21 protein-coding genes are annotated in these 22,001 nt (G+C 64.2%); 5 read left to right on the top strand and 16 right to left on the bottom strand.

The annotated features are described in order from the left end of the window. Nucleotides 1-120: 120 nt before the first annotated feature. Genes ACT53M_RS06435 through ACT53M_RS06425 form a run of 3 tightly spaced genes read right to left on the bottom strand, consistent with a single transcriptional unit; the run spans nucleotide 121 to nucleotide 2,794 of the window. Nucleotides 121-1,134, bottom strand: a complete 1,014-nt coding sequence (locus ACT53M_RS06435) for a DUF2889 domain-containing protein (protein WP_064310790.1) — start codon at nucleotides 1,132-1,134, stop codon at nucleotides 121-123. Then, on the bottom strand, nucleotides 1,131-1,592 hold the full coding sequence (locus ACT53M_RS06430) for an HIT family protein (RefSeq protein WP_064310789.1): 462 nt from the start codon (nucleotides 1,590-1,592) through the stop codon (nucleotides 1,131-1,133). The genes ACT53M_RS06435 and ACT53M_RS06430 overlap by 4 nt, the downstream gene beginning before the upstream one ends. Before the next feature lie 17 nt (nucleotides 1,593-1,609). Continuing rightward, on the bottom strand, nucleotides 1,610-2,794 hold the full coding sequence (locus ACT53M_RS06425; RefSeq protein ID WP_064310788.1) for an acetyl-CoA C-acyltransferase: 1,185 nt from the start codon (nucleotides 2,792-2,794) through the stop codon (nucleotides 1,610-1,612). Between the two features lie 254 nt (nucleotides 2,795-3,048). Between ACT53M_RS06425 and ACT53M_RS06420 the strand changes: the two genes are divergently transcribed. Beyond that, nucleotides 3,049-4,416 carry an MFS transporter gene (locus ACT53M_RS06420; protein WP_476232195.1) on the top strand — a complete coding sequence of 456 codons (1,368 nt, stop codon included), beginning with the start codon at nucleotides 3,049-3,051 and terminating at the stop codon, nucleotides 4,414-4,416. Between the two features lie 35 nt (nucleotides 4,417-4,451). Here the strand turns inward: ACT53M_RS06420 and ACT53M_RS06415 are convergent, their stop codons facing one another. From ACT53M_RS06415 to ACT53M_RS06405, 3 genes are all read right to left on the bottom strand, one after another. Further along, the gene (locus ACT53M_RS06415) at nucleotides 4,452-4,904 is read right to left on the bottom strand and encodes a Zn-ribbon domain-containing OB-fold protein (protein ID WP_084582332.1); all 453 of its coding nucleotides are present in this window, start codon (nucleotides 4,902-4,904) and stop codon (nucleotides 4,452-4,454) included. Beyond that, the gene (locus ACT53M_RS06410) at nucleotides 4,904-6,025 is read right to left on the bottom strand and encodes a thiolase C-terminal domain-containing protein (RefSeq protein ID WP_245824770.1); all 1,122 of its coding nucleotides are present in this window, start codon (nucleotides 6,023-6,025) and stop codon (nucleotides 4,904-4,906) included. The genes ACT53M_RS06415 and ACT53M_RS06410 overlap by 1 nt, the downstream gene beginning before the upstream one ends. A 266-nt stretch (nucleotides 6,026-6,291) precedes the next feature. Then, the gene (locus ACT53M_RS06405) at nucleotides 6,292-6,975 is read right to left on the bottom strand and encodes a TetR/AcrR family transcriptional regulator (protein ID WP_476232194.1); all 684 of its coding nucleotides are present in this window, start codon (nucleotides 6,973-6,975) and stop codon (nucleotides 6,292-6,294) included. A 197-nt stretch (nucleotides 6,976-7,172) separates the two neighbouring features. Between ACT53M_RS06405 and ACT53M_RS06400 the strand changes: the two genes are divergently transcribed. Beyond that, nucleotides 7,173-8,315 carry an epoxide hydrolase family protein gene (locus ACT53M_RS06400; RefSeq protein ID WP_476232192.1) on the top strand — a complete coding sequence of 381 codons (1,143 nt, stop codon included), beginning with the start codon at nucleotides 7,173-7,175 and terminating at the stop codon, nucleotides 8,313-8,315. Further along, nucleotides 8,315-9,244, top strand: a complete 930-nt coding sequence (locus tag ACT53M_RS06395; RefSeq protein WP_084445141.1) for a metal-dependent hydrolase — start codon at nucleotides 8,315-8,317, stop codon at nucleotides 9,242-9,244. The genes ACT53M_RS06400 and ACT53M_RS06395 overlap by 1 nt, the downstream gene beginning before the upstream one ends. A gap of 55 nt (nucleotides 9,245-9,299) precedes the next feature. Here the strand turns inward: ACT53M_RS06395 and ACT53M_RS06390 are convergent, their stop codons facing one another. The 7 genes from ACT53M_RS06390 to ACT53M_RS06360 form a co-directional block, all read right to left on the bottom strand. Then, complete coding sequence (locus tag ACT53M_RS06390) at nucleotides 9,300-9,899, bottom strand: TetR/AcrR family transcriptional regulator (protein WP_064310781.1); 600 nt, start codon at nucleotides 9,897-9,899, stop codon at nucleotides 9,300-9,302. A gap of 124 nt (nucleotides 9,900-10,023) precedes the next feature. Beyond that, on the bottom strand, nucleotides 10,024-10,959 hold the full coding sequence (locus tag ACT53M_RS06385) for a flavin reductase (protein WP_476232190.1): 936 nt from the start codon (nucleotides 10,957-10,959) through the stop codon (nucleotides 10,024-10,026). A 55-nt stretch (nucleotides 10,960-11,014) separates the two neighbouring features. Next, entirely contained in the window at nucleotides 11,015-11,911 is an 897-nt protein-coding gene (locus ACT53M_RS06380; RefSeq protein WP_476232189.1) for a crotonase/enoyl-CoA hydratase family protein, read from the bottom strand. Nucleotides 11,912-11,929: 18 nt separating this feature from the next. Continuing rightward, a complete protein-coding gene (locus ACT53M_RS06375; RefSeq protein WP_064310779.1) occupies nucleotides 11,930-12,244 on the bottom strand; it encodes an NIPSNAP family protein in 315 nt (104 codons plus the stop codon). 1 nt (nucleotide 12,245) lies between these two features. Further along, complete coding sequence (locus ACT53M_RS06370; protein WP_476232188.1) at nucleotides 12,246-13,073, bottom strand: enoyl-CoA hydratase; 828 nt, start codon at nucleotides 13,071-13,073, stop codon at nucleotides 12,246-12,248. 166 nt (nucleotides 13,074-13,239) lie between these two features. After that, nucleotides 13,240-15,411, bottom strand: a complete 2,172-nt coding sequence (locus tag ACT53M_RS06365) for a 3-hydroxyacyl-CoA dehydrogenase NAD-binding domain-containing protein (RefSeq protein ID WP_476232187.1) — start codon at nucleotides 15,409-15,411, stop codon at nucleotides 13,240-13,242. Nucleotides 15,412-15,436: 25 nt separating this feature from the next. Continuing rightward, a complete protein-coding gene (locus tag ACT53M_RS06360) occupies nucleotides 15,437-16,642 on the bottom strand; it encodes an acetyl-CoA C-acetyltransferase (RefSeq protein WP_064310776.1) in 1,206 nt (401 codons plus the stop codon). 244 nt (nucleotides 16,643-16,886) lie between these two features. Between ACT53M_RS06360 and ACT53M_RS06355 the strand changes: the two genes are divergently transcribed. Next, entirely contained in the window at nucleotides 16,887-17,723 is an 837-nt protein-coding gene (locus tag ACT53M_RS06355; RefSeq protein ID WP_476232186.1) for an SDR family oxidoreductase, read from the top strand. 72 nt (nucleotides 17,724-17,795) lie between these two features. On the opposite strand, the gene ACT53M_RS06350 is transcribed toward ACT53M_RS06355, so the two are convergent. The 3 genes from ACT53M_RS06350 to ACT53M_RS06340 all read right to left on the bottom strand — a co-directional run bounded on the left by ACT53M_RS06350 (nucleotide 17,796) and on the right by ACT53M_RS06340 (nucleotide 20,798). Beyond that, nucleotides 17,796-19,265 (bottom strand): aldehyde dehydrogenase family protein, encoded by a 1,470-nt coding sequence (locus tag ACT53M_RS06350; RefSeq protein WP_064310775.1) that lies wholly within the window; start codon nucleotides 19,263-19,265, stop codon nucleotides 17,796-17,798. Between the two features lie 40 nt (nucleotides 19,266-19,305). After that, on the bottom strand, nucleotides 19,306-19,506 hold the full coding sequence (locus tag ACT53M_RS06345; RefSeq protein WP_476232183.1) for a hypothetical protein: 201 nt from the start codon (nucleotides 19,504-19,506) through the stop codon (nucleotides 19,306-19,308). 164 nt (nucleotides 19,507-19,670) lie between these two features. After that, nucleotides 19,671-20,798, bottom strand: a complete 1,128-nt coding sequence (locus tag ACT53M_RS06340; protein ID WP_084445135.1) for a zinc-dependent alcohol dehydrogenase — start codon at nucleotides 20,796-20,798, stop codon at nucleotides 19,671-19,673. Nucleotides 20,799-20,887: 89 nt separating this feature from the next. Here ACT53M_RS06340 and ACT53M_RS06335 point away from each other — a divergent pair, with 89 nt between their 5' ends. Further along, on the top strand, nucleotides 20,888-21,988 hold the full coding sequence (locus ACT53M_RS06335; protein ID WP_476232181.1) for an NAD(P)H-dependent amine dehydrogenase family protein: 1,101 nt from the start codon (nucleotides 20,888-20,890) through the stop codon (nucleotides 21,986-21,988). The last annotated feature ends 13 nt before the right edge of the window (nucleotides 21,989-22,001 follow it).

Here is a 22,001-nt window from a genome sequence, read left to right as displayed (position 1 = left end):
CCTTGGGTTTGGACACGCTCTTGCGGCGGTCCTTTAGACCGAGACTAATTTACAATCTAACGATTGGAAGGTAAAATGACAAGGGCGTGATCGCGCCTCCAACGGGGTGCGGGCGACCCCTTAGGCCAGGTTGGCGGCGAGCACGGGCACGTCGGCCAGTCCTCGCAGCACATCGTTGAGATGCGTGCAGCCGAGCGTCGAGGGAAGCGTGTCGAGAACGGTGTTGCGGAAATCGCCGATCTGGTGTCCCACCATTCGCGCAGCCTTGACGGCAGCGCCCGGGCACTCCGGGAAAGGAAGGATCAGCGGCAGCGCCTGGAGCGATTCGAGAATGCCGCTCTCGGCATCGATCTCCGCATAGACGCGATATTCGTGCACCGCCCTGCGCCCGCCATCGGGCGCAGTGCCGCTGTCCTGAAACGCCGCGTCCACCAGGATCAACCGGTCCTCGCGCCAGATGTCCAGTCGGCGGGCGCGACGCATCGCAGGGCCGTGCTGGTCCGGCATGGCATGCCAGCTCCAGCTGTCCGAAGGATCGGCCAGTGGACCCACGCGTGCAGTGTCTTCCGTCGCGGCGTCCTGCAACCGGTCCGGCAGGAGCGCGGAGGAGCCTTCCGCAAAACCGGTACAGATGTTGAGCATGTTGCCTTTCCGGCCATGCGTCTGCGGTTGCGTCTTATCCTTGGAAAACGCCGCCCAGTCCGGCATCCACTGCGACCAGATCCAGCGGGCAACCAGGCTGGCACCGGCGAAATCATCAAGGATCTGATATAGCGGGGTGCCGACCAGATCGCCGAGTGCCGAGGCGATCATCCGCCTGCTGTCGCCGCCCGCCCGCACGCCGACCAACTCGCCGGTGCGCTCCTGGTGCGCGTTCGTCTTCAACGCCAGTATTTCCCTGGCCGGGGAAATGCGCATTTCATACCCTGCCTCGCTCAGGATATGCGGATCGCCGCCGTCTTCGGGGGTGCACAAGTCGCGGGCGCGCGCCGCCATGGTCCAGGCTGCGGACGCCCCATCCGGCCAGTGGGAGTCGATGGAGGTGGTGCGTCGGATCGAGCCCGGACGACGCAGTGGCGCGACGCCGGCCGACTGCCGCGCCAATGGGAATTGCTGCGGTCTATGTGTCATCATGCCTCCGATGCTCCTCCCTCACCCTGTGCGATCCTCGCCCGGAGGCGCTGCGCCATCGCGTCGAGTTCGCCCGGGTCCCCGCGTTGCTGTGCGTGGATGCCCAGCGCTTGTCCGGCAAAGCGAGGCACCAGATGGACGTGCACATGGAATACGGATTGTCCCCCATCGCCCCCGTTGAACTGCAGCAACTGAACGCCAACGGGATCCAGTTCCGCGACCAGGACCCGCATGAGCATCTGCGCGCGGCGGAAGAGCGGGGCGATGCTCGCTTCGTCGAGGTCGAGCAGGTTCCGCGCCTGTCCCCGCTTCGGAATGATCAGGCTATGCCCGGGCGATTGCGGGAAAAGGTCGAGAAAGGCGAGCGTGTCCTCGTCTTCCCAAATGCGATGGCAAGGCAGTTCTCCCCGCAGGATTTTCGCGAAGACATTGTCTGGATCATAGGTGCCGACCAGCGACATGGCTGCCTCCTGTGCGATCAGACCAGCTCGTACAGGGAGGCCGCGCCCATCCCGCCGGCGATACACATGGTGACCACGACATATTTCACCTTGCGGCGCCTGCCTTCGATCAGGACGTGGCCCAGCTGGCGCGCGCCCGTCATGCCGAAGGGATGGCCGATCGACACGGCGCCGCCATCGACGTTGAGTCGGTCGTCCGGTATCCCGAGCCGGTCGCGGCAATAGACGACCTGGCAGGCATAGGCCTCGTTCAATTCCCACAGGCCGATATCCTCCAGCCGCAGTCCGTGCTGTTTCAGGAGCTTCGGAATGGCATAGACCGGCCCAATGCCCATTTCGTCCGGCGCAAGACCGGCGATGGCGAAGCCGCGATACAGGCCCAGCACGGGCAGGCCACGTTGTGCCGCGAGCGTTCCGTTCATGAGGACGCTCGCGGAGGCGCCGTCGGCGAGCTGGCTGGCATTGCCCGCCGTGACCGTGCCGTCTTCACGCACCACGGGCTTCAGCTTTGCGAGCGTCTCCAGCGTGGTGTCCGGGCGGTTGCACTCGTCCTGCTCGAGCAGCACGTCTAGCTCCGAAACCTCGCCGGTGGCCCTGTCCGTCACCAGCTTGCGCGTCGGCAGGGGTACGATCTCGTCATCGAAGCGCCCGTCACGCTGCGCCTGCGCGGTCCGCATCTGGCTCGAATAGGCATAGGCGTCTTGCACCTCGCGGCTGATGACGTAGCGTTCCGCCACGACCTCGGCGGTTTCGTTCATGCTCAACAGCATGCCGGGCTGATGCGCGCGAATCCAAGGCGCGCGACCGGCCCGCGGTATGTGCGGCGTGGGGCTGACCATGCTGACCGACTCGACGCCGCCGGCGACCACCACGGGTACGCGATCGACGATGATGCGCTGCGCGGCGAAACTCGCGGCCTGGATGCCGGAACTGCATGCGCGTGCAATCGTCACGGCGCCGGCGGTTTGCGGAATTCCGCCGACGAGACCGGCATGGCGCGCGATGTTGTTGCCGCTGTCTCCTTCCGGAACCGCGCAACCGAAGATGACGTCGTCCACTTCCGCCGGATCGATTCCGGCGCGCGCGACTGCGTGACGGATGGCATGGCCGCCCAGCGTGCCGCTGTGCGTATTGTTGAAGGCGCCCCGAAACGCTTTGGCGAGCGGTGTGCGGGCAGTCGAGACAACGACCGCATCGGTCATGGATTCACCTCGAAGTTTTCAGGAGTGCCGCTCTAGCACGGGGAAAATATCAATCGATAGGTAAAAAATTTAAGGGAGGGGAATGGGGTCGTCCACCGCGGCGGATGGGCAGAAGGGCTTCCGGCCGCCACGCTAGAAATCACAAGCGTGTTGCCGAACGCGCGGACAGGTGCGGCGCCGGCGGCTAGCCTGCACCGCAAATGGTGAGGAGGGCGAGCATGGCAGCGACGCAGCAAGGCGGTTTTCGGTTGGCCATGATCACCCTGATCCTGATCGAGGCGTTGAGCTCGTTCGAACATGTCATGATCATTGCGGCACTGCCGTTCATCTCCCGTGCGTTCGGCCTCGCATCGGCAGGGTGGGTCGTCACCAGCTTCCTGCTCGTACAGGCCAGTTCGGCGGCGATCGGTGCTCGGCTGGGCGACATGTACGGGCGTGAGCGCGTGCTCGCCGTAATCCTGGTGCTGACCACCACAGGATCCCTGATCAGCGCTTTCGGCGGGAGCATTCACTTCGTGATTGTCGGGCGCTGCCTCCAGGGGCTGTCGGGTGCGAACCTCGCGCTCTGCTATGGTATCGCCCGGCAGATGGTGCCTACAAAGCGATTGCCCTTCTGGGTTGGCGCCTTGACGGGCGGCGTAACGCTGGCGGCGGCATTCGGCTATATCCTGGGGGGCTATCTGGCCGATCTGGGGAGTTGGCGGCTGATTTTCTGGTTTGCTGCGGGCTATGGCGCCATTGTGCTCCCCCTGCTGCTGGTTACCGTGCCCCGCCTCGGCAACGCGCCGCCGATCGGGGGTGTCGACTGGCTGGGCGGCGTGCTGCTGCCGCTGGGGGTTGCGGGCATATTGTACGCCGTCACCTCCTCCGTCACCCAGGGCGGCCGTGGTCCTTGGGTCGCGGGCGCGGGTGTGGCGGGGGTTGTCCTGTTGCTGTGGTGGTGGGGCCACGAATGGCGCCGTACGGATCCCCTGATACAGGTCCGCTTGTTGACGCAGCGGCCCGTGCTGATCGCCAATCTCTGCTTTGCCATCGCGGCGCTGGGCATCATGCAGTTCCCGCTGGTGCTGATCCAATATCTGCAGCAGCCTGCCAGCAGCGGCGCCGGGCTCGGACTGTCCGCTACCGCAGCGGGATGGATCAAGCTGCCTTCGAACGTGGGTTCGCTCCTGGCGGCGATGCTGGCCGGCTGGCTTTGCGGGCGCCACGGCGGCCGGCCGGTGATCCAATATGGCGGGCTGCTTGCGGCCCTCTCGCTAGGATCCTTTCCGTTCTTCCACAGCAATCCGTGGCAGATCATGGCTATCACGATCGGCGGAGCGGCCGGGATGACCACCTTGCTGGCGGCTGTGCCCAACGTCGTGCTCGCCCATGTGCAGCCCGAGCGTGCCGGAGAGGCCACCGGGCTGACCATGACGGTGTTGCGCGTCTTCACCGCCGCTGGCGCGCAGCTGGTAACGCTCTCGCTGGCGGCCAGCGCGACGCCCGCCCCGGCTGGCGGCCGCGCCTATCCCACCGAGTTCGGCTACACGGTCATTCTGGCAGGGATTGCGCTCAGCGGCGTTCTTATCGCGCTGGTCGCCCAATTGGGGACGGGCGCCGCCCGCCCGCGTCGTACCTGACGAACGCGGGTCTTCTCGCGGGGAAGGCGAAGGTATCAGCGGTCGCTTAGGGCTCGGAAATTGGGCAGAACCCAGCCGTCACAGATATCGGTCCATTCGACGACGACCCGCGTCCCGATCCGTACGTCTTCGGCATTGCAGCCCGTCAGGTTGCCGACCAGGCGCGCGCCGCGCGCGCCATCGATTTCCACCACGACAGGTACATACACATAGTCTTCACCGGTGGCGGGATTCTTGCTGCAGATCGCATAGCTAAACACCGTGCCCGTGCCGGGCAGGGTCGGCCATGTCCGTTCCTTGCTCGCGCAAATCGGGCAATAGGGCGTCGGCGGCAGACGAAATGCGCCGCAGGATGCGCATTGGCAGGCCGTCAGCCGATGTTCCTTTGCTGCCAGCCAGAAGGGCTCGGTATCGGGATTGGTCGTGATGTGGATCTGGTCTCCGGGCAGCAGCCGCGCGGGACCATAGGCGATCGAATGGGCGGACATCAGGCGCTCCTCAGGACCAGGCTGGATACGGGAATCGGGGCGGGGCCGCCGGTCGCGAGCGCGAATTCGCAATCTGCAACCTGGTTGATGGCGGTTCCGCGGACCTGCTCCACCGCTTCCACGACGTGGGTCATGCCAATGATATAGGCTTCGCTGAGATTGCCGCCGTGGGTATTGACGGGGATGCCGCCGTTGACGCCGCCGCGGCTCGCCGGATCATAGCGGGTCTTTCCCGCGAGGACATAGTCGTTGCCCTCGCCGCGCTCGCAAAAGCCATAGTCTTCGAGCTGCGCCAATACCATCGAGCTGAAATGATCGTAGATCAGGGCGACATCCATGTCCTTGGCGGCAAGCCCGGTCTGTGCCCAAACCCGCTCCGCCAGAAACTGGTGGCCCGAGCTGGAGAATTCCGGGTCCGGCATGTTCATCCACCCGAATGCGCGACCCCATTTTCGCGACGCGCCATGCACGCAGCCATGGATATAGGCGGGCTTCTGGCGGCAATCGCGCGCTCTGTCCGCGGTGGTGGTGATGACGGCGATCGCACCGTCGGTCTCAAGGCAGAAATCGAGGCGGCGGAGTGGATCCGCCAGCATGACGGAGGCGAGATAGTCCTCCTTCGACAGCGGTGTTCTGCGGATCGCCTTCGGTCGATTGAGCGCATGCGTGCGCGAGGCCATCACGATTTCGGCCAGCGCGTCTTCGGTGGACCCGTACAGGTGCATGTGGCGTCTTGCGAGGACGCTCATGAGATGGCCGGGGCCGATCAGGCCTGAAGGCTGCAAAAAGCTGTTTTCCGGATCCGGCTTCATCCTGCCGAAGATATCGCCGAGCCGAGCGGAAGGCGTCTGCTGGACCGCCATGACGGTGACCGCATAGGTACAATCCTCGTTCATCAACCCTGCGGTGGCGAGGCCGACTGCCCCGGCGACGCCACCCCCGCCGGAGGTCAGCGTCGCGGTAAAGGAAATGTGCGGCATGCCGAGCGTTTCCATCAGCGAGCCGCTGTCGAACTTGTCGACATAGCCCGCACTCGCGCCGCCATAATACGCGAAGCCGTCGATATCCTTGACGCTGATGCCTGCATCTTCGCACGCCTTGAGGATCGCCTCGCCGGCCATGTCGTTGATCGTGCGGGGCCAGCTCTTTCCGCGGACATAATAGTCCGTCGCGCCTACCCCGACGATCGCACATTTGTCCTGATGCGCCCAAGTCACGGCGTTCCTCCCCTGATGGTCCAAGCGCTGCTATCGCACCCGCTGTTCATGCGTTCGCGGCACCAACCGAGGCCGCGCTGAAAATCGAACGGTCGATTGGTTGATAACAGCGGCGCGCGCGACAATCAATCCGTCTCCCAGGTCGGCGGTAGATGGTGGGGGCTTGGAGGTCAGTCGGGGGATTTGCTCGGCGGAAATGCGGCCATCAGGTGATGGTAGAGGACGTCGATCTTTTCCTCGATGGAGGGGCTGGTGGGGGCGAGCGCGAGTACCGGCAGGACATAGGTGCGGACGATCCTGTGCGCTTCCTCGTCCGTATCGTACCGACGATGGCTGAGCTCGAAGATCTGCACCAGCAGCCACCGCTGGAGTTCATCGAATGGGGCCGGGCATCGGCACAGGCCTTCGGCGCGCGCACGGGCCAGGAGCGGCACCAGTGTCTGGCTGGAAGCGTTCTGCATGGCGCTCGCCAGCAGCTCGATGGTTGCCGTGGAGAGCCCGCGATCCAGCTCGCGTTGCAACCAGCCATGGCGATGCGCGGCCATGATCGAATAGACGATCAGGTTCTCCATCCGCTCGGCGAACGGTGCAGGACTGGTCGCCAACTGTCCGCATGCGGCGATGTCGTCGGCAAAGCGATATCGCAGGAACTTCGCGAGCAGGGCGTCTCGGCCGCCGTAGCGCCGATACAAGGTTGTCCGCGGCACACCCGAATGCCGAATGATGTCGTCCTGCGTGACGTCCTGCAGGCCCTTCTCGTCGATCGCTGCCTGAACCGCTGCGAAGAATCCTAACGACTCCGCGTGCGAGAACTCGATCGCGTCGTCGGTGTCCTGGCGTTGCATCGCTTCCATCGGCTGGTTTCCTTCCCGGTAGCTACCCCGTCGTTGCGAGCGTGATCACCCTTGCCTTCGACAAAAATGGAACTAACATTAGAAATAATCCCAAAGATAGGGACATCGAATCGAAACCATCCTGGCCGGGTCGGACAAGGGCGGCGGGATGACATGGAGAGCGGCCAGATGAGCAAGCAGCCGAACGAGCGTTCAGCATGAGCGGAAAGGTCGAGCCTTTTCAGATCGATGTTGCACAGGCGACGCTGGACGATCTTCGCGAGCGGCTTGCGCGAACACGCTGGGCCGAAGGGGAGACGACCGGGGGATGGGACCAAGGCGTCCCGCTCGAGCGAATGCGCACCCTGTGCGGCTACTGGCACGATCGCTATGACTGGCGGCGGTGCGAGCGAATGCTCAACGGTCTCGGCCAGCACCGAACGGTGATCGACGGGCTCGGTATCCATTTCCTCCATATACGCTCTCCGGCGCCGAATGCGCTGCCGATGGTGATGACCCATGGTTGGCCCGGATCGGTACTGGAGTTCGTCAAGGCGATCGGTCCGCTCACCGAGCCGGCACGGTACGGGGGGGATCCCAAGGACGCCTTCCACCTCGTCCTGCCTTCGCTGCCCGGATACGGCTTCTCCGACAAGCCGGCCGAGCCGGGCTGGAACGCGGCACGAACCGCGCGTGCGTGGGCCGTGTTGATGCAGCGGCTGGGATATGATCGCTGGGTCGCGCAAGGCGGGGACTGGGGTAGTATCGTCACGCGGGCGCTGGGCGCAGGCCGCGCGCCCGGGTGCGCGGGCATCCACCTCAATTTTGCGTTCGTTCCGCCCACAGCCGAGGATCTGGCGTCGCTGACGCCTGCCGAGCAGGCGATGCTCGGCAAGGCCCAGCGCTATCAGGAAGACGGAAGCGGTTATGCGAAGCAGCAGTCCACCCGCCCGCAAACCCTTGGCTATGGCCTGAACGACAGCCCTGCGGGCCTGGCGGCCTGGATCTATGAGAAACTGCAAGCATGGACCGACCATGACGGGGCGGTCGAGACCGTCCTCACGGTCGACGAGATGCTGGACAACATCATGCTCTACTGGCTGCCGGGCACCGCCACCTCATCGGCGCGGTTCTACTGGGAAAACCGGGCGCTGGACCCTTCCTCACCCAAGGTGGAGCTGCCGACCGGCATCACCCAGTTCCCCGGAGACATCTTTAACGCTTCGCGGACGTGGGTGGAGCGCGCCTTTCCGAACATCATCCATTGGCGGGAAGCGCCGAGCGGAGGCCACTTTGCAGCCTGGGAGTGCCCCGATCTCTTCGTAGCGGAGCTTCGGGACTGTTTCCGCCAACTGCGGTGATGAACGGCGCGGTGAATCATAACGAGAAAAGTAAAGGGAGGTCGAACATGCGAGTGCGGCAACCGGAATTCGATTTTTCCAATTCCCATGCCCATTGGGCGCCGAACTTGGAGTTCGCGCAGAGTCAGAACGGCGCATCGGTCGGGATACCGCCGCTCGAGCGGTTCCTGAACCGGGTAATGGCGAAGGCGCGCAAGGAGATAAAGGGCGACGATCCCGAATCGGTTGCGCTGCGTGCCGACGTTACAACCTTCATCCGGCAGGAATCCTGCCATTACGCCATGCACGACCGCATGAACGAAATGCTTGTGCGTGATGGCTATGATCGGGTGCCGGAGCTCGAGCGCGAAATTGAGGCGCATTATGCGCGCCTGTTCGAGACCAAGTCGCTTGCGTTCCTCACCGCCTATTGCGAAGGGTTCGAGACCCTTGGTCCTGCTTCGGCAATGGCATGGTGCGGCGACAGCCTCGACGCGTATCTCAAGGATTCCGATCCGAATATCGAGACGATGTGGCGTTGGCACCTATTGGAGGAATATGAGCACCGCCATGTCTGTTACGATGTTTTTAAACGCATCCACGGCGGGTACTTCCTGAGAATATACGCTTTCTTCTATCAGTTATATTTCTTCAGTAAATATGCGGGCAAAGTGAAGAACTATCTGCTGGAAGTCGATCGCGCAAAAATGGATGCGGCCGAGCGCAAGGAGTCCAAGAAGCGGGAGAAGATGGTCGCGAAGATGATGATGAAAAACATCCTGTACAACCTTCTGCAGGTGCTTTCGCCTTCCTATCGCCCGCATGTGCTGCCGATCCCGAAGATATGGCAGCAGCTGGAAAGCGACATTGATGCGCATTGGATCAAGCCGCAGCAGAAGGCCGCGCCGAACCAGGACCTTACCGCATCGCCCGCAGGACACCCCGCCTGAGCAAGGGCGCGATCGAGCGACCGATTCCGCTCGACGGAAGCGACTTGCTTTTGCCTTATCGTTTCCGGTGCAAACCGTCGAAGAACAGGTGGGCAAAGATCTCGCCGATGGCGTCGGTCGACGATCGCCCCGGCTCGAACCATTCACCGACGAACGTGATGGCACCGATGATCGCCATGCAGGTCATCGCTTCGGGAATGGCAGAGTCGATCTCGCCGGCGGCCTTGCCTTCCTGGATCAGGTCGCGCCAAAACTTGTTGTAGGCTTGGCGTCGGCGAACCTGCTCGGAATATTCCGGTTCCTGAAGGTAGGAAAGTGTTTTCGCCGAGGCGACGGCCATGTCGCCGGCATCGGCCACGGTCTTCACGGCCGCCCGAACGGCAGCGTGGAATTTTTCCCGGACGGAGGTGCCGGGGGGCAGCGAGTCCACCGCTTCGCGCAGGCACTTGATGGTCGCATCGATATTGTCGTTGAGAATAGCCGCGAGAAGCGCTTCCTTGGACTCGTAATAATAATAGAGGCTGCCGGATTTCATCCCTACCGCGGCGGCGATGTCGCGCATCGACGTAGTCTTGTAGCCATTGGTGCGGAACAGCTCTGACGTCACCGACAACACACGTTCGCGTGTCAACTCGCTCTTCTTCGGCTTTGCCATATCAGTAGCTTTTCATCTCCGTCTTGGCCGTGCGCAGGCACATTCGTGTTGCCATACAGGACGGGCCGAACCAAGGAAAGAGACGTTCGCTCCCAAGGACGACACATGGTCCCGGCGATCGCAGCTAGGCGACCGACGGGGTGTCCTTCACGAGACGATGCAAAAGGCTCTTCAGCGCCTGTACTTCGGTGGGCTCGATGCGCTCGAGCAACGTTTCCTCCGCGTCCTTGCCGATCGACAGCAGCTCGAGCATCAGCGCATGTCCGTTCGCCGTCAGTTGCATGCGCATCGCCGCGCCATCGCCTTCGGCTGGCTCGACAAGACCTCGATTCTTCAACTTCAGCGCTTCCGCGGGGGTGAACGACCGGTCGTAGAACCGGCCGAGTTCCGCGATTTCTAGCATCGAGAGGTCCTTCGCAGCCAGTGCCGAAAGTGCGAAATACTCGTCCAGTCCGATCGCCCGTTGCTGCATCGCCTTCTTGATCGGTTCGAACAGCGCATATTGCACGCGCGGCAGCAGGAAGCCGAGAAACGATCGCGAAAAGGCAGCGGATTCCGCCTCATCCGCAGCGCAATGCGGGGCCAGTGCCGAGTATTTGCCGCTATGGAAGACGAGGGGCGCGGCATCCAGATGATCGAATTCGATCACTTCGCCCACGATGATGTCGTGATCACCGCCTTCGTATCGATAGGCCGTGCGGCACTTGAAGCGCGCAGCGCAGTCTTTCAGGAGCGGTATGTTGCCCGGCCCGCGCTCCACGGTGAGACCGGCGAACTTGTCGGTACCGCGTTTGGCGAAGCGATCGGAAAGCGCCTTTTGCTGGGTGGCGAGGATGTGGACGGCAAAATGCTCGGCCGCAGCGAAGGCAGGGCGGCTCATTGCGTTCTTACCGACACTCCACAGGATCATCGGCGGGTCCAGCGAGACCGAGTTGAAGCTGTTCGCGGTCATGCCGACGTCTTCGCCCTCCAGGCCGACGGTCGTCACGATCGTAACGCCCGTCGCGAAGGAGCCGAGGGCGTTCCGGAAATGCGATGGGTCGAAAGTCTGTCCGGTCATCAATGCCTCCCCGATATTCTGGCTGCTTGCGTCGCCCGCCATCGCCCCGAGCGCGCTATTCCTGGCTATAGTCGACCATGCCGTCGCCGAATGCGGCGTCGCGTCGGCGAACCGCTTCCTTCAGCCCCAGGGCCTCGATGGAGCGACGGAACTGCATACGGCCTTCCGACAGATGCCCGCGTGCGTCGATTTCGCTGGCCAGGCGCTGCAGCGTCTTGGCGCCCATCAGTTCCAGCCCGAGATTGACCACACGCTTGTTGCACGCGAGCAGATCCGGTGCGGTCGCGGCGATCCGCGCGGCCAGGGCTTCGACATGCGCGTCGAGCTTGGCGGGGGCAACGGATTCCAGCGCCAGGCCCAGCCGGGCGGCGTCCCTTCCGCGGAGCAGGTCGCCGGTCAGCAGCATGCGCTTCGCCCATTGCGGACCCATATGGTACAGCCACATGTGCGAAGGCGGCGAGCCCTGCGCCCTCACCGGCGGATAGCCGATCCTCGCGTCGCTCGCCACGATCACCAGATCCGCCAGCAGGGCGATGTCGGTGCCGTTCGCGATGCAGTTTCCCTGTACCTTGGCGATGACCGGCTTGTGCATGTCGAACAGGACGAGCCGCAGTTCGTTCATCCTGCCCAACTGCCACATATCGTCATCGATCGTGGCGGTTTGGCTGCGATATTCGCCGGTCACGCCATGGGCGGCGTCCTGCTGTTCCTTCACCGGACTGGGTTGCCCACCGGTCAGGTCCCAGCCCGCGCAGAAGTCACGGCCGGCACCCCCGAGGACAATGCAATGCACGCTGGTGAGATCGTCCGCCTCGAGAAGGGCGTCTCGCAGTTCCTGCAAGCTCTGCCAGTTCAGCGCATTCCGCTTCTCCGGTCGGTTCAGGGTGATCCAGGCGACATGGTCGCGAACCTCGAAACGCAGCTGCTCGGTCGATTTCAGCCATTTGCCCATGGCACATCCTTTCAGGGTTCAGCGGATCGGCGACCAGGCGGTCGGCATCAGCAAGCGGTTGCGCTGGCGCACCGGGGATGGGCAGCGTGCGGCGAATGCACGCCATTCCGGATCGGCCCACAGCGCCTGTCGTCGAACCGCGCGGTCGTTAAGGTCCTCGAAGCCCCAGAGATGGACGATTTCGTTGAGGTCCGGCCCAATCTCGGTACGGAAATAGCCCAGCAGATTGCCCAGCACGCGCTTGGCGATATGCACGCCTTCCTTCTCGTAGATCGCCAGAAACGGCCCGATATCGGCAGGCGCGAAGCTGTAATTGCGTTCCTCGACGATCATCTCACATTCCTTTGAACGTGGCGGGGCGCTTTTCCTGAAACGCCTTGATCGCTTCCTTCGAATCCTCGGTCTGGAAGCAGCGCACCATGCTCGCTGCCTCCTGCTCGAAGTAGCGATCCATATCGATGTCTTCTGCAGCGATCAGGTTTTTCTTGATGTAGCGCATCGCGATCGGCGGTCCGCTGGCGAGTCTGCGCGCGAAGGCCATGGTCTCCTCCAGCAGGCGGTCGTCGCCGAAGACCTTGCTGACCAGACCGATGCGCAGCGCTTCGTCCGCATACACCTTGTCCGACAGCATCAGGATCTCGCGCGCCTTGGTCGGGCCGACGAGCTGATGCAGATAATAGGCGCAGCCAAGGTCGCCCGACGCGCCGATCTTGCTGAAGGCGCTGGTGAAGAAGGAGGATTCCGACGCGAAGCGGAAGTCGCAGGCGATCGCCATCGACAGGCCTGCGCCGGCCGCCGGGCCTCGCACCATGGCGATGGTCGGCTTGCCCATCATGTGCAGCAGCGTCGCGATCTCGCTGTTGGCCTTGATCCGCAGGTGCCGCTGTTCGGTTCCCTGCATGATGGGATCGCCTGCCCATTTGGCCGATACCTTGTCGCGCGGATCGAGGATTCCGAGTTTGCTGACGTCGGCGCCGGCGCAAAATGCGTCCCCAACCCCCGTGAGTATCACTACCCGGACCCCGGGGTCGTTTGCTGCGTCGCGCAGTTCCGCCATCAGTTCCGCGCCCATCGGCTGGCTCAGGGCGTTGCGCATGGCCGGGTTGTTGAGCCGGATCGTCAGAATGCCGTCTTCCAGATCGGTCAGGACAGGGGTCGTCATGTGCATCGTCCCATGGGCGTCGCGAGCGTACGCACGATCCGTGCGGTTCCTACCGACGACGATTCAGCTTCTCGCATCGCCCAGCGGCTGCAGCAGGCCCGCTGCGCACGGTCCGAAACCACCGCGGCGCAATATGGCGCGGCACCAGACCCTGTGGGCCGGGCGGTCAATAGAAGCGCTCCCCGCTGGCTGCCATCTCGCGGAGCTTCCGTCCGGGGCGGAACCGCTCTCCGTACAGATCCGCCAGCCGGTCGCATTGTGCGACGAAGGCGGCAACGCCGACCTGATCGATAAGGGAGAGGGGACCGCCCGTCCAAAGCGGAAAGCTGAATCCCAAGGTCGCGCCGACATCCGCTTCGCGCGGATCGGCAAGCACACCTTCTTCGAGGCACTTGGCCGCCTCGAGTGCCATTCGGTAGAGAATGCGGTTCTTGAGGTCGGTCTTGACGCGCTCGTCGAATGCGTCGGTCAGCGTGGGTTTGGCGATGTCGGCGAGCCCCGGCCAGAGCGACTTGGTCTTGCCGTCCTCCGCATAATCGAAAAAGCCCTTGCCATTACGGCGACCGTGGCGTCCGTGCTCGACGACCAGCTTGTGCAAGATGGCATCCGCCGCGCTCGGCACATAGGCGTCGCCAAGATCGCGTCTGGTCTGCTGCAGTACATGATAGGGCAGTTCCAGGCCGATCGCATCCGGGAGCGACAGCGGCCCCACCGGCATTCCCGTCATCTGCCCGATATTCTCCACGATCGCAGGCGCGATGCCTTCGGCGAGCATCTCGCAGGGCTCTTCGAGATACATGGAGATCGTTCTGGAGGTGTAGAAGCCGCGCGAATCCTTGACGACGATCGGCGTCTTGCGGATCGCCGCGACATAGTCGAACGCAGCGGCGAGGGTCGCGTCGTTCGTCCGCTCGCCCCGAATGATTTCGACCAGTTCCATCCGCTCCACGGGGGAAAAGAAGTGCAGGCCGATGAAGCTCTCCGGCCGGGCGGACGCTGCGGCAAGGCCGGTGATCGGCAGGGTCGAGGTGTTCGAGGCCAGGACGGCACCTGGCGCCAGCTTCGCTTCGGCGCGCCGCGCCACCTCCGCTTTCACCGCGCGGTCTTCGAACACCGCTTCGATGACGATGTCCGCGTCGGCGACGCGGTCGTAGTCGGTGGTAGCGGTGATCCTGGCGAGGATCGCGTCAGCCGCGTCCGGGGAGGAGCGGCCGCGGGCAATGGCCTTTTCGAGTGCGGCGCGAACATGGGCCTTGCCCTTGTCCGCGGCCTCCTGGGTGACGTCGATCAACACGGTCTCGATGCCGGCGGCAGCCTGGGCATGGGCGATACCGCTTCCCATCAGGCCTGCGCCGATCACGACGGCTTTGTGGAACCTGCGAACCGGGATGCCGAGCGGGCGGTTGGCGCCGTTCCTGATCTCGCGCGGCGACACGACCTTGGTACGCAGGATGGAGCGCGCCTGGGGCGACCGTGCCGCCTTGATGAACTCCCGCATCTCGATCCGCAGGCCGGCGTCGAACGGAAGTTGCGTCCCTTCGTAGACCGCCGTCAGGATATGCCCCTGCGCGGGATAGTTGCCGTGATATCGCTGGCGCGACAGCGCCGCCGCAACGGCGATGGCTTCGCTGTTGGCCTGCACATAAGGTCCGCCGCCGGGGACGGCATAGCCCTTCTTGTCCCAGGGCTGCACCGGATCGCCATGCTCGCGCACCCAGTTCCGGGCGGCCGCGACGGTCTCGCCGAGCGGGACCAGGGCGTGGACAAGGCCGATCTTCAACGCTTCGGCCGCACCGATGATCTTGCTTTCGAGAAGTAGCGGCAGCGCCGCCCGGATGCCGACGATGCGCGGCAGCCGCTGGGTTCCGCCACCGGCTGGCAGCAGGCCCAGGCTCGCTTCGATCAGCCCAATCTTCGCCTCGGGTCCATCGCTGGCTACCCGGTAATGGCAGGCGGTCACGAGTTCCGCCCCACCGCCCAGCGCCGTCCCCTCGATGGCGCACGCAACCGGCTTGCCGCAGGTCTCGAGGGTACGGAACAGCGCCTGCGCTTCGGTCAGCCGCGCCACGTCGCGGGTGAGGGTTTCGGCTTCGGTACCGGCCTCGGGCGGTCCGGCGAAGGTTTCGAGGTGCGTGAAGTCGCCGCCTGCGCAAAACGTCCCGGCTTTTGCGGACGCCAGCACCACGCCTCTGATGGCTGCATCGGCCTTGATGCGCGCGACAAGGGCCGCAAACTCTTCGAGCGTCTCGGCGTCCAGCGTATTGATCCGGCGATCCGCCATGTCGAACGTGATCAGCGCGATGCCGTCGGAATCGATCTCGATCTTCCAGTGTTTCATGCGGTGTTCCAGTTCTGGATAGCGATCAGACGCGCTGGATGAGGGCGGCAGTGCCCATGCCACCGCCGACACAAAGTGCGACCACGGCGAGCTCCTTGTCGGCGCGTTCGAGTTCATCGAGCGCGGTGCCCACCAGCATCGCGCCCGTCGCGCCGAGGGGGTGGCCCATCGCGATCGCACCGCCGTTCACGTTCATCCGGTCGTGGGGGACGGCGAGCGCCGTCATCATGCGGAGGACGACGGCGGCAAACGCCTCGTTCAGTTCGAAGATGTCGATGTCGTTCACCGTCATCCCCTGGGCCTTGAGCAGCTTCTCCACGACCGGCACGGGCCCGCTCAACATGATGGACGGATCCGATCCTATCGAAGCTGCCGCGCGCACCACGCCGCGCGCTTTCAGTCCGGCGCGGGCACCCGCCTCGTGCGTGCCCATCAATACCGCCGCTGCGCCATCGACGATGCCCGCCGAATTGCCGGCATGATGCACATGCGCAATCTTTTCGACTTGCGGGTACCGCTGGCGCGCGGTTGCATCGAACAGCATTTCGCCCATTTGTGCGAAGGACGGCTGCAGTGCCGACAGGGACTCGGTCGTCGTCTCGGCGCGAATATGTTCGTCGCGATCGAGGCGTAGCATCCCCAGCTGGTCCTTGACGGGCACGATCGACCTGGCGAAGCGTCCTTCTGACCAGGCACGGGCCGCGCGCCGCTGGCTCTCTGCAGCATAAGCGTCGACATCGTGGCGGCCATATCCGTCCAGCGTGGCGAGAAGGTCGGCTGCGACTCCTTGGGGCAGCACATAGTTCTCGAGCAGCGAGATAGGGTCGGTCCCGATCGCGCTGCCTTCGGAGCCCATCGGAACCCGGCTCATGCTCGCAACGCCGCCGGCGATCACCATGTCCGCTTCGCCGGACATCAGCTTGCCTGCACCTACATTGCAGGCTTCCAGGCCCGAGGCGCAAAAGCGGTTGAGCTGCATCCCCGGTACGCGATGATCATATCGAGCCCGAAGGAGCGCGGTTCGCGTGATCACGCCGCCTTGCTCGCCCACCGCATCGACGCAGCCAAAGACCGCGTCGTCGACCACGCTGGTGTCGAGTGCGTTGCGGTCCCGGATCGCTTCCAGCACCTGCGCGGCGAGGGACACGGATGTGATTTCGTGCAGGGACCCTTCTTTGCGGCCCCGACCACGCGGCGTGCGCACCGTGTCGTAGATATAGGCTTGTCTCATCCGCCGTCGCCTCATCGCTCTCCTGCTTCGCGACCGATGCCCTATGGCCGACGCGAAGGTGCGGGAGGAGTAACGGAACCCGTTGGCGGGCCCTGCGCCGGTTGCCGGTCGCTTCTCCTCTGATGTTTCAACCTAGCGACCGTTTGATTGATATGGCAAGGCCTATTTGGGCTGCACGTTGGCGGGACCATGCAGGGCACGGCATGGGCAAATTGCGCGTGCGCGGAAGGAGCGGGAGAGGCCTTTGACCAAACAATCGCTGGCCGTGGTGATCGGTGCGGGCGGGATGGGAGCGGCGATCGCGGCGACCTTGTCGCGTGACCATGCCGTGCTCCTGGCCGATATCGACGCGGCGCGTGCGGAGCAGCGGGCCGCAGCGCTGCGCAGCGAAGGCCGGACCGCCACCGCAGCCTGTTGCGATGTGACCAGTGCCGAGTCGGTATATGCCCTGGCTGCCATGGTTGGGGAGCGCGGGGGCTTTCGCGTTCTCGCCCATGTCGCCGGTATGTCGCCGTCCATGGCCGCGTTCGACGCGATCATGCGCGTCAACCTTCTGGGCCCGGCAAGAGTGGCGCAGGCACTGCTGCCGTTCGCGCAGCCCGGGGCTGCGGCAATCGTGATCGCCTCTTTGGGGGCGCATCTGGTCGCGGTTCCGCCACCGGTCGCAGCGGTGCTTCGCGAACATGCCACACAGGACGATATCAGCGAGCGGTTGCGGGCGGAACTCGGCGAGGACGCAGCGACGTCGGACCGGGCGTATCAATTGTCCAAGTTCGGCGTGCTGATGCTCTGCCGCCGCGAGGCAGCGCGTTGGGCCGAGCGCCAGGCGCGGATCCTGTCCGTTTCGCCTGGCCTGATCGCAACTCCGATGGGTGCGCGCGAATGGGAGACGAATCCGGCGAAGCGCCGTCTCGCCGCGATGGTGCCCTTGAAGCGGGAGGGGAGATTGGACGAAATATCCGAGGTCGTGGCGTTCCTCGCTTCCGATCGTGCGTCCTTCATTACCGGCACCGACGTGCTGATCGATGGCGGCTTGGCGGGCGCGATATCCGACGTACCGTTCGGCGGCGGATCGATCTGACGCAGCATGGCCTTTGCGGACGGCCCATCCCCGCCTCCCCACGGAGGGAGGGACGGGGACATCGCACAACCGTCAGCGGACCAGCACGGTCTTGAGATGAAGGAACTCGTCGATGCCTGCCCGGCCGCCTTCCTTGCCATATCCACTAAGGCCTATCCCGCCAAAGGGTGCGTTGTAGGTCAGCGGATCGCCGCCGTTGACGCCGACAGTGCCGCACCGCAACTGGCGAACCAGTCGTCGGATCCGCCGCTCGTCCGTCGTCTGGACATAGGCCGACAATCCGTAGCGGGTGCTATTGGCAAGCGCGACCGCCTCGCTTTCGTCGTCGAAACACATGACCGAGATGACCGGGCCGAAGATTTCCTTCTGCGCGACGGCGCTGTTGGGATCGACATCGGCCAGCACCGTTGGCGCGACGAACCAGCCGTCGCCCAGTTCGCCGCCCAGGCGCTCGCCGCCCGTCGTCACGCGGCCGCTGCCGGATGCCGCGGCTTCCGACACGATGTTCAGGATGCGCTGGCTCGACGCCTCGCTGATCACAGGGCCAACCACGGTGTCTTCCAGCAACGGATCGCCCACCGGCATGGCCGATACCGTGGCTGTCAGCCGCTCGAGAAAGTCCTTGTAGATCGATCGTTCGATCAGCACGCGGGTGGGAAGCGCACAGCCTTGGCCGGCATTCGCCAGCCCTGCCAGGCTGGTATGGCGGCACGCCGCGTCGAGATCGGCATCGGCGAAGATGAGGTTCGCGGACTTGCCGCCGAGTTCGAGTACCGACGGCGTAAGGTTGCGGGCTGCGCCTTCGAGGATGCGTTGCGCCGTCGCGGCGCCTCCCGTGAAGGTGATCTTGGCGACATCTGGATGGCCGGTCAGCGCCGTTCCCGCGGCCGCACCGCCATGGACAAGATTGATCACGCCGGCAGGGACACCCGCCCTTGTCGCCAGCGCCAGGAACTTCTGCGCGGTGAAGGGGGCGATTTCGGCTGGTTTGAGAACGACCGTGTTGCCGGCTGCCAGCGCCGGGATCACCTTCATTCCCAACGAGATGATAGGGCCGTTCCAGGTCACGATGACTGCGATCACGCCAAGCGGCTCGGGAATGCTGTAGACGAAGCCGGCCTCGTCCAGTGACGCGATCTGTCCTTCCAGCTTGTCGGCCCACCCGGCATAATAGCTGGTGAACTTCTGGGAAATCAAACTGATGTGGCGGGTGAAGGAAACCGCACCGCCGAACTCGAGGCTGGAAAGCACGGCCAACTCGTCGGCATGGTCGCCGAGGAGTGTCGCGAGGCGTTCCAGTATCTGGCGCCGCTCAAGCGGCGGCTTCGCGCGCCAGCCTGCAAATGCCCGCTTCGCGGCGGCAACGGCGGCATCCACTTCGTCGGCGCCTGCCAGCGGAATATCGGCTTGCACCTCCCCCGTCGATGGATTGATGTGTCGGTGAACGCCCTGGGATCGACCCCATAGGGCAGCACCATCGACGATATGGTGCAGCGCAGGTATATGGACCGCTGCCGCATGGTGTCGATCTGGCAGGCTCACGCGTTTCTCCTTGAGGCTGTGTGGTCGCACGTTCGCGTCATCACCCGGCGAGGTTCAGCGCTTCCACCGAGAGCATATTCCCCACCCAGCACGGCAAACCGGCGCTCGGATCGCCCCTCTGGTGGAACGAAGGAACGAGGTCGAACCAGCTGTGCATCGCTATCCGCAATTCGCGCCGGGCAAGCGGCGCGCCGAGGCAGTGGTGCAGGCCGTAGCCGAATGCAAGGTGCCGATTGGGCAATCTCTATGTCCTCAAGCGCCGTTCGAGAGCTCGATACAACCGAGAAGGCACGCAGCATCTCCTCCACCGTGGCGGGAATCTCGGCACGGTTCGCGCGCAGCCGCGCCTGCAACGGCTGGAGGCTCTCACCCATGATCTGCGCTCCAGCGAGCAGGGAAAACGCTTCAGGCGAAGGTCAGCATTACCTTGGCGCTCGTCACTTGCTTCGCGACGGCGAACGCCGTGTCGAAATCGTCAAAAGGAAAGGTGCTGGTGACATAGGCATCGAGAACGGCGGGATCGAACGCCGGCAGCTCGTTCAGGGCGTCGCGCAGCTCCTGCTGGTAAACGCCCGCGGTGGTGATCTCCATTTCACGCATGATCAGCCCGCGAAAATTCACTTCCACCGGCTGGATGTAGATGGCGCCGATCACCAGCCGCGAACGGAACTTCGCCATGGCGGTGATCTGATCGATCAGTCCCTTGCCGGCAGCGAGATCATAGAAGATATCGGTGCCGACGGTGGGTTGGCCCATCACCGGTGCGCCTGCGCCATGCTCTTCGCGGAGCCGCTGTGCCAAGTCCTCTTTCGATGGATTGACGGTGGCATGCACGCCCATGCGGCGCGCGTGTTCGAGCCGTTCCTCCGCAACGTCGATCGCCACGATGTGGCGCACGCCCCGACGCACCAGCCAGATGATCGCGGCGAGACCGATCGGCCCACAGCCGAACACGGCAACCTTGCTGTCGGGCGTCGGATTGCCGCGGTTCACGGTGTGAAGACCGACTGCGAGCGGCTCTGCAAGGGCTGCGCGTTCCATGCTGAGATCGGCAGGAACCGCGAGGATGCTCTCGCCCATGACCGCGTTGCGGATCAGGATGTGGCTGGCGAAGGCGCCTTCGTCGGCTCCGGTGCCGATAATCGCGCCGTTGGTCGCCATCGGATTGATGAACACCCGGGATCCCACCGGGATATTCGTGACCGCGCTGCCCACGCTTTCGACGACTCCGGTCGCTTCATGGCCCAGTGGCATCGGACTGCCATCGGGGCGCAAAGAGCCCCGTTGCACGAAATGGATGTCGCTGCCGCAAATACCGCACGCCCGCATTTTGACGACAACGTCCTTGGGGCCAGCGACGGGCATCGGCACCTCGTCGATGGAATATTGGCCTGGCTGATGGACGCGGACCGCCTTCATGCACACTCTCCTAACGGCGCCCTTCGGGCTTGGGCCTAACAGCACCCTTTGGGCTTTGGCTGGTCCTTTGCGGGCCGCCATCGCCGCATCGTAATCCGCACCCAACAGCTCCACAAGATATTTTCAGTCTACCGACCGGTTGATTTTTTGAATAGCTACCGTCCGGCCGACGCGACGCGTGCGGCAGGAGAGGGGAGTGGGCGATGAAGACCTACAAAGTCATACAGTTCGGTGCCGGTGCGACCGGAAAATTCGCGCTGCGCGCGATCCTTACGCATCCTCGCCTCCACCTTGTCGGTCTCGGCGTCCACAGCCCCCAAAATGAAGGGCGGGATGCCGGTGCATTCTGTCGCCTCCCCGAAACCGGCGTCTTGGCGACACGCGATCGCGACTCGCTTCTTTCGACGGAAGCGGATTGCGTGGCATTCCTGCCCTGGGATTCGCCAGCAGGGGATGTGCTGGAGGCGGATAGCCATTCCGGTGCGCTGTTTGCGCTTGTGTGCGCCCTTCTGGCGAGCGGCAAGAACGTCGTGGCGTCGGCCCCCAATTCGCTTGTCTACCCTCCGTACCTCGGACCGGAGACCATGGCGCGGCTGGAGGGGGCGTGTGCTGCGGGGAATGCAAGCTTTCTCTACACCGGCGTCTCGCCCGGTTTCATGCCGGATCGGCTGGTGCTCGCGCTGACGCAGATCTCCGCCCGGATCGACCAGATTTCGGTGCGCGAGATCATGAACTACGCAAATTACGGCGACCGCGACATGATCATGGGCCTGCTCGGGTTCGGACAGCGGCCGGAGAGGTTCGATCCGTCCGCCTTGTCGGGCAGTTTTGCGCGCGCATTGGGCGGATCGGTCGCGATGGTCGCCGATGCCATCCAGACGAACCTCGACAGGATCGACATCGACGTCGAATTCGCCATGGCCTCGACCAGGTTCGACATCGCGACGGGCCGCATCGAGGCAGGAACGATCGCGGCCGAGCGGATCCGCGCCTCGGGCATCCGAGACGGGCGGACCCGCATCGTCGCGGAGCACATCACCCGCGTCGATGACCAGGTTGCGCCGGATTGGCCCCGCTTCGGATCCGGTCAGCGGGAGGGTTATCAGGTCGAAATCCATGGCGCACCGTCGATGAAGATGGAACTCGAACTCGGTGCGTTCGGCCGGAATCCGATGGCCGACGCCGGCTGGGCCGTCGGCGGCCATCTGGCCAACTCGATCATCGGCGTATGCGAGGCGCCCGCGGGCGTTCGCAGCTTCATGGATTTGCCGCTGGCGATCGGGGTCCACCGCATGACGGCGTGAACCGCCCCCAGCG

It is taken from the genome of Sphingomonas sp. DMC6 (genome assembly GCF_056314225.1).
Note: the sequence above shows the minus strand (reverse complement) of the source record. Positions and strands in the feature narration are given on the sequence as shown.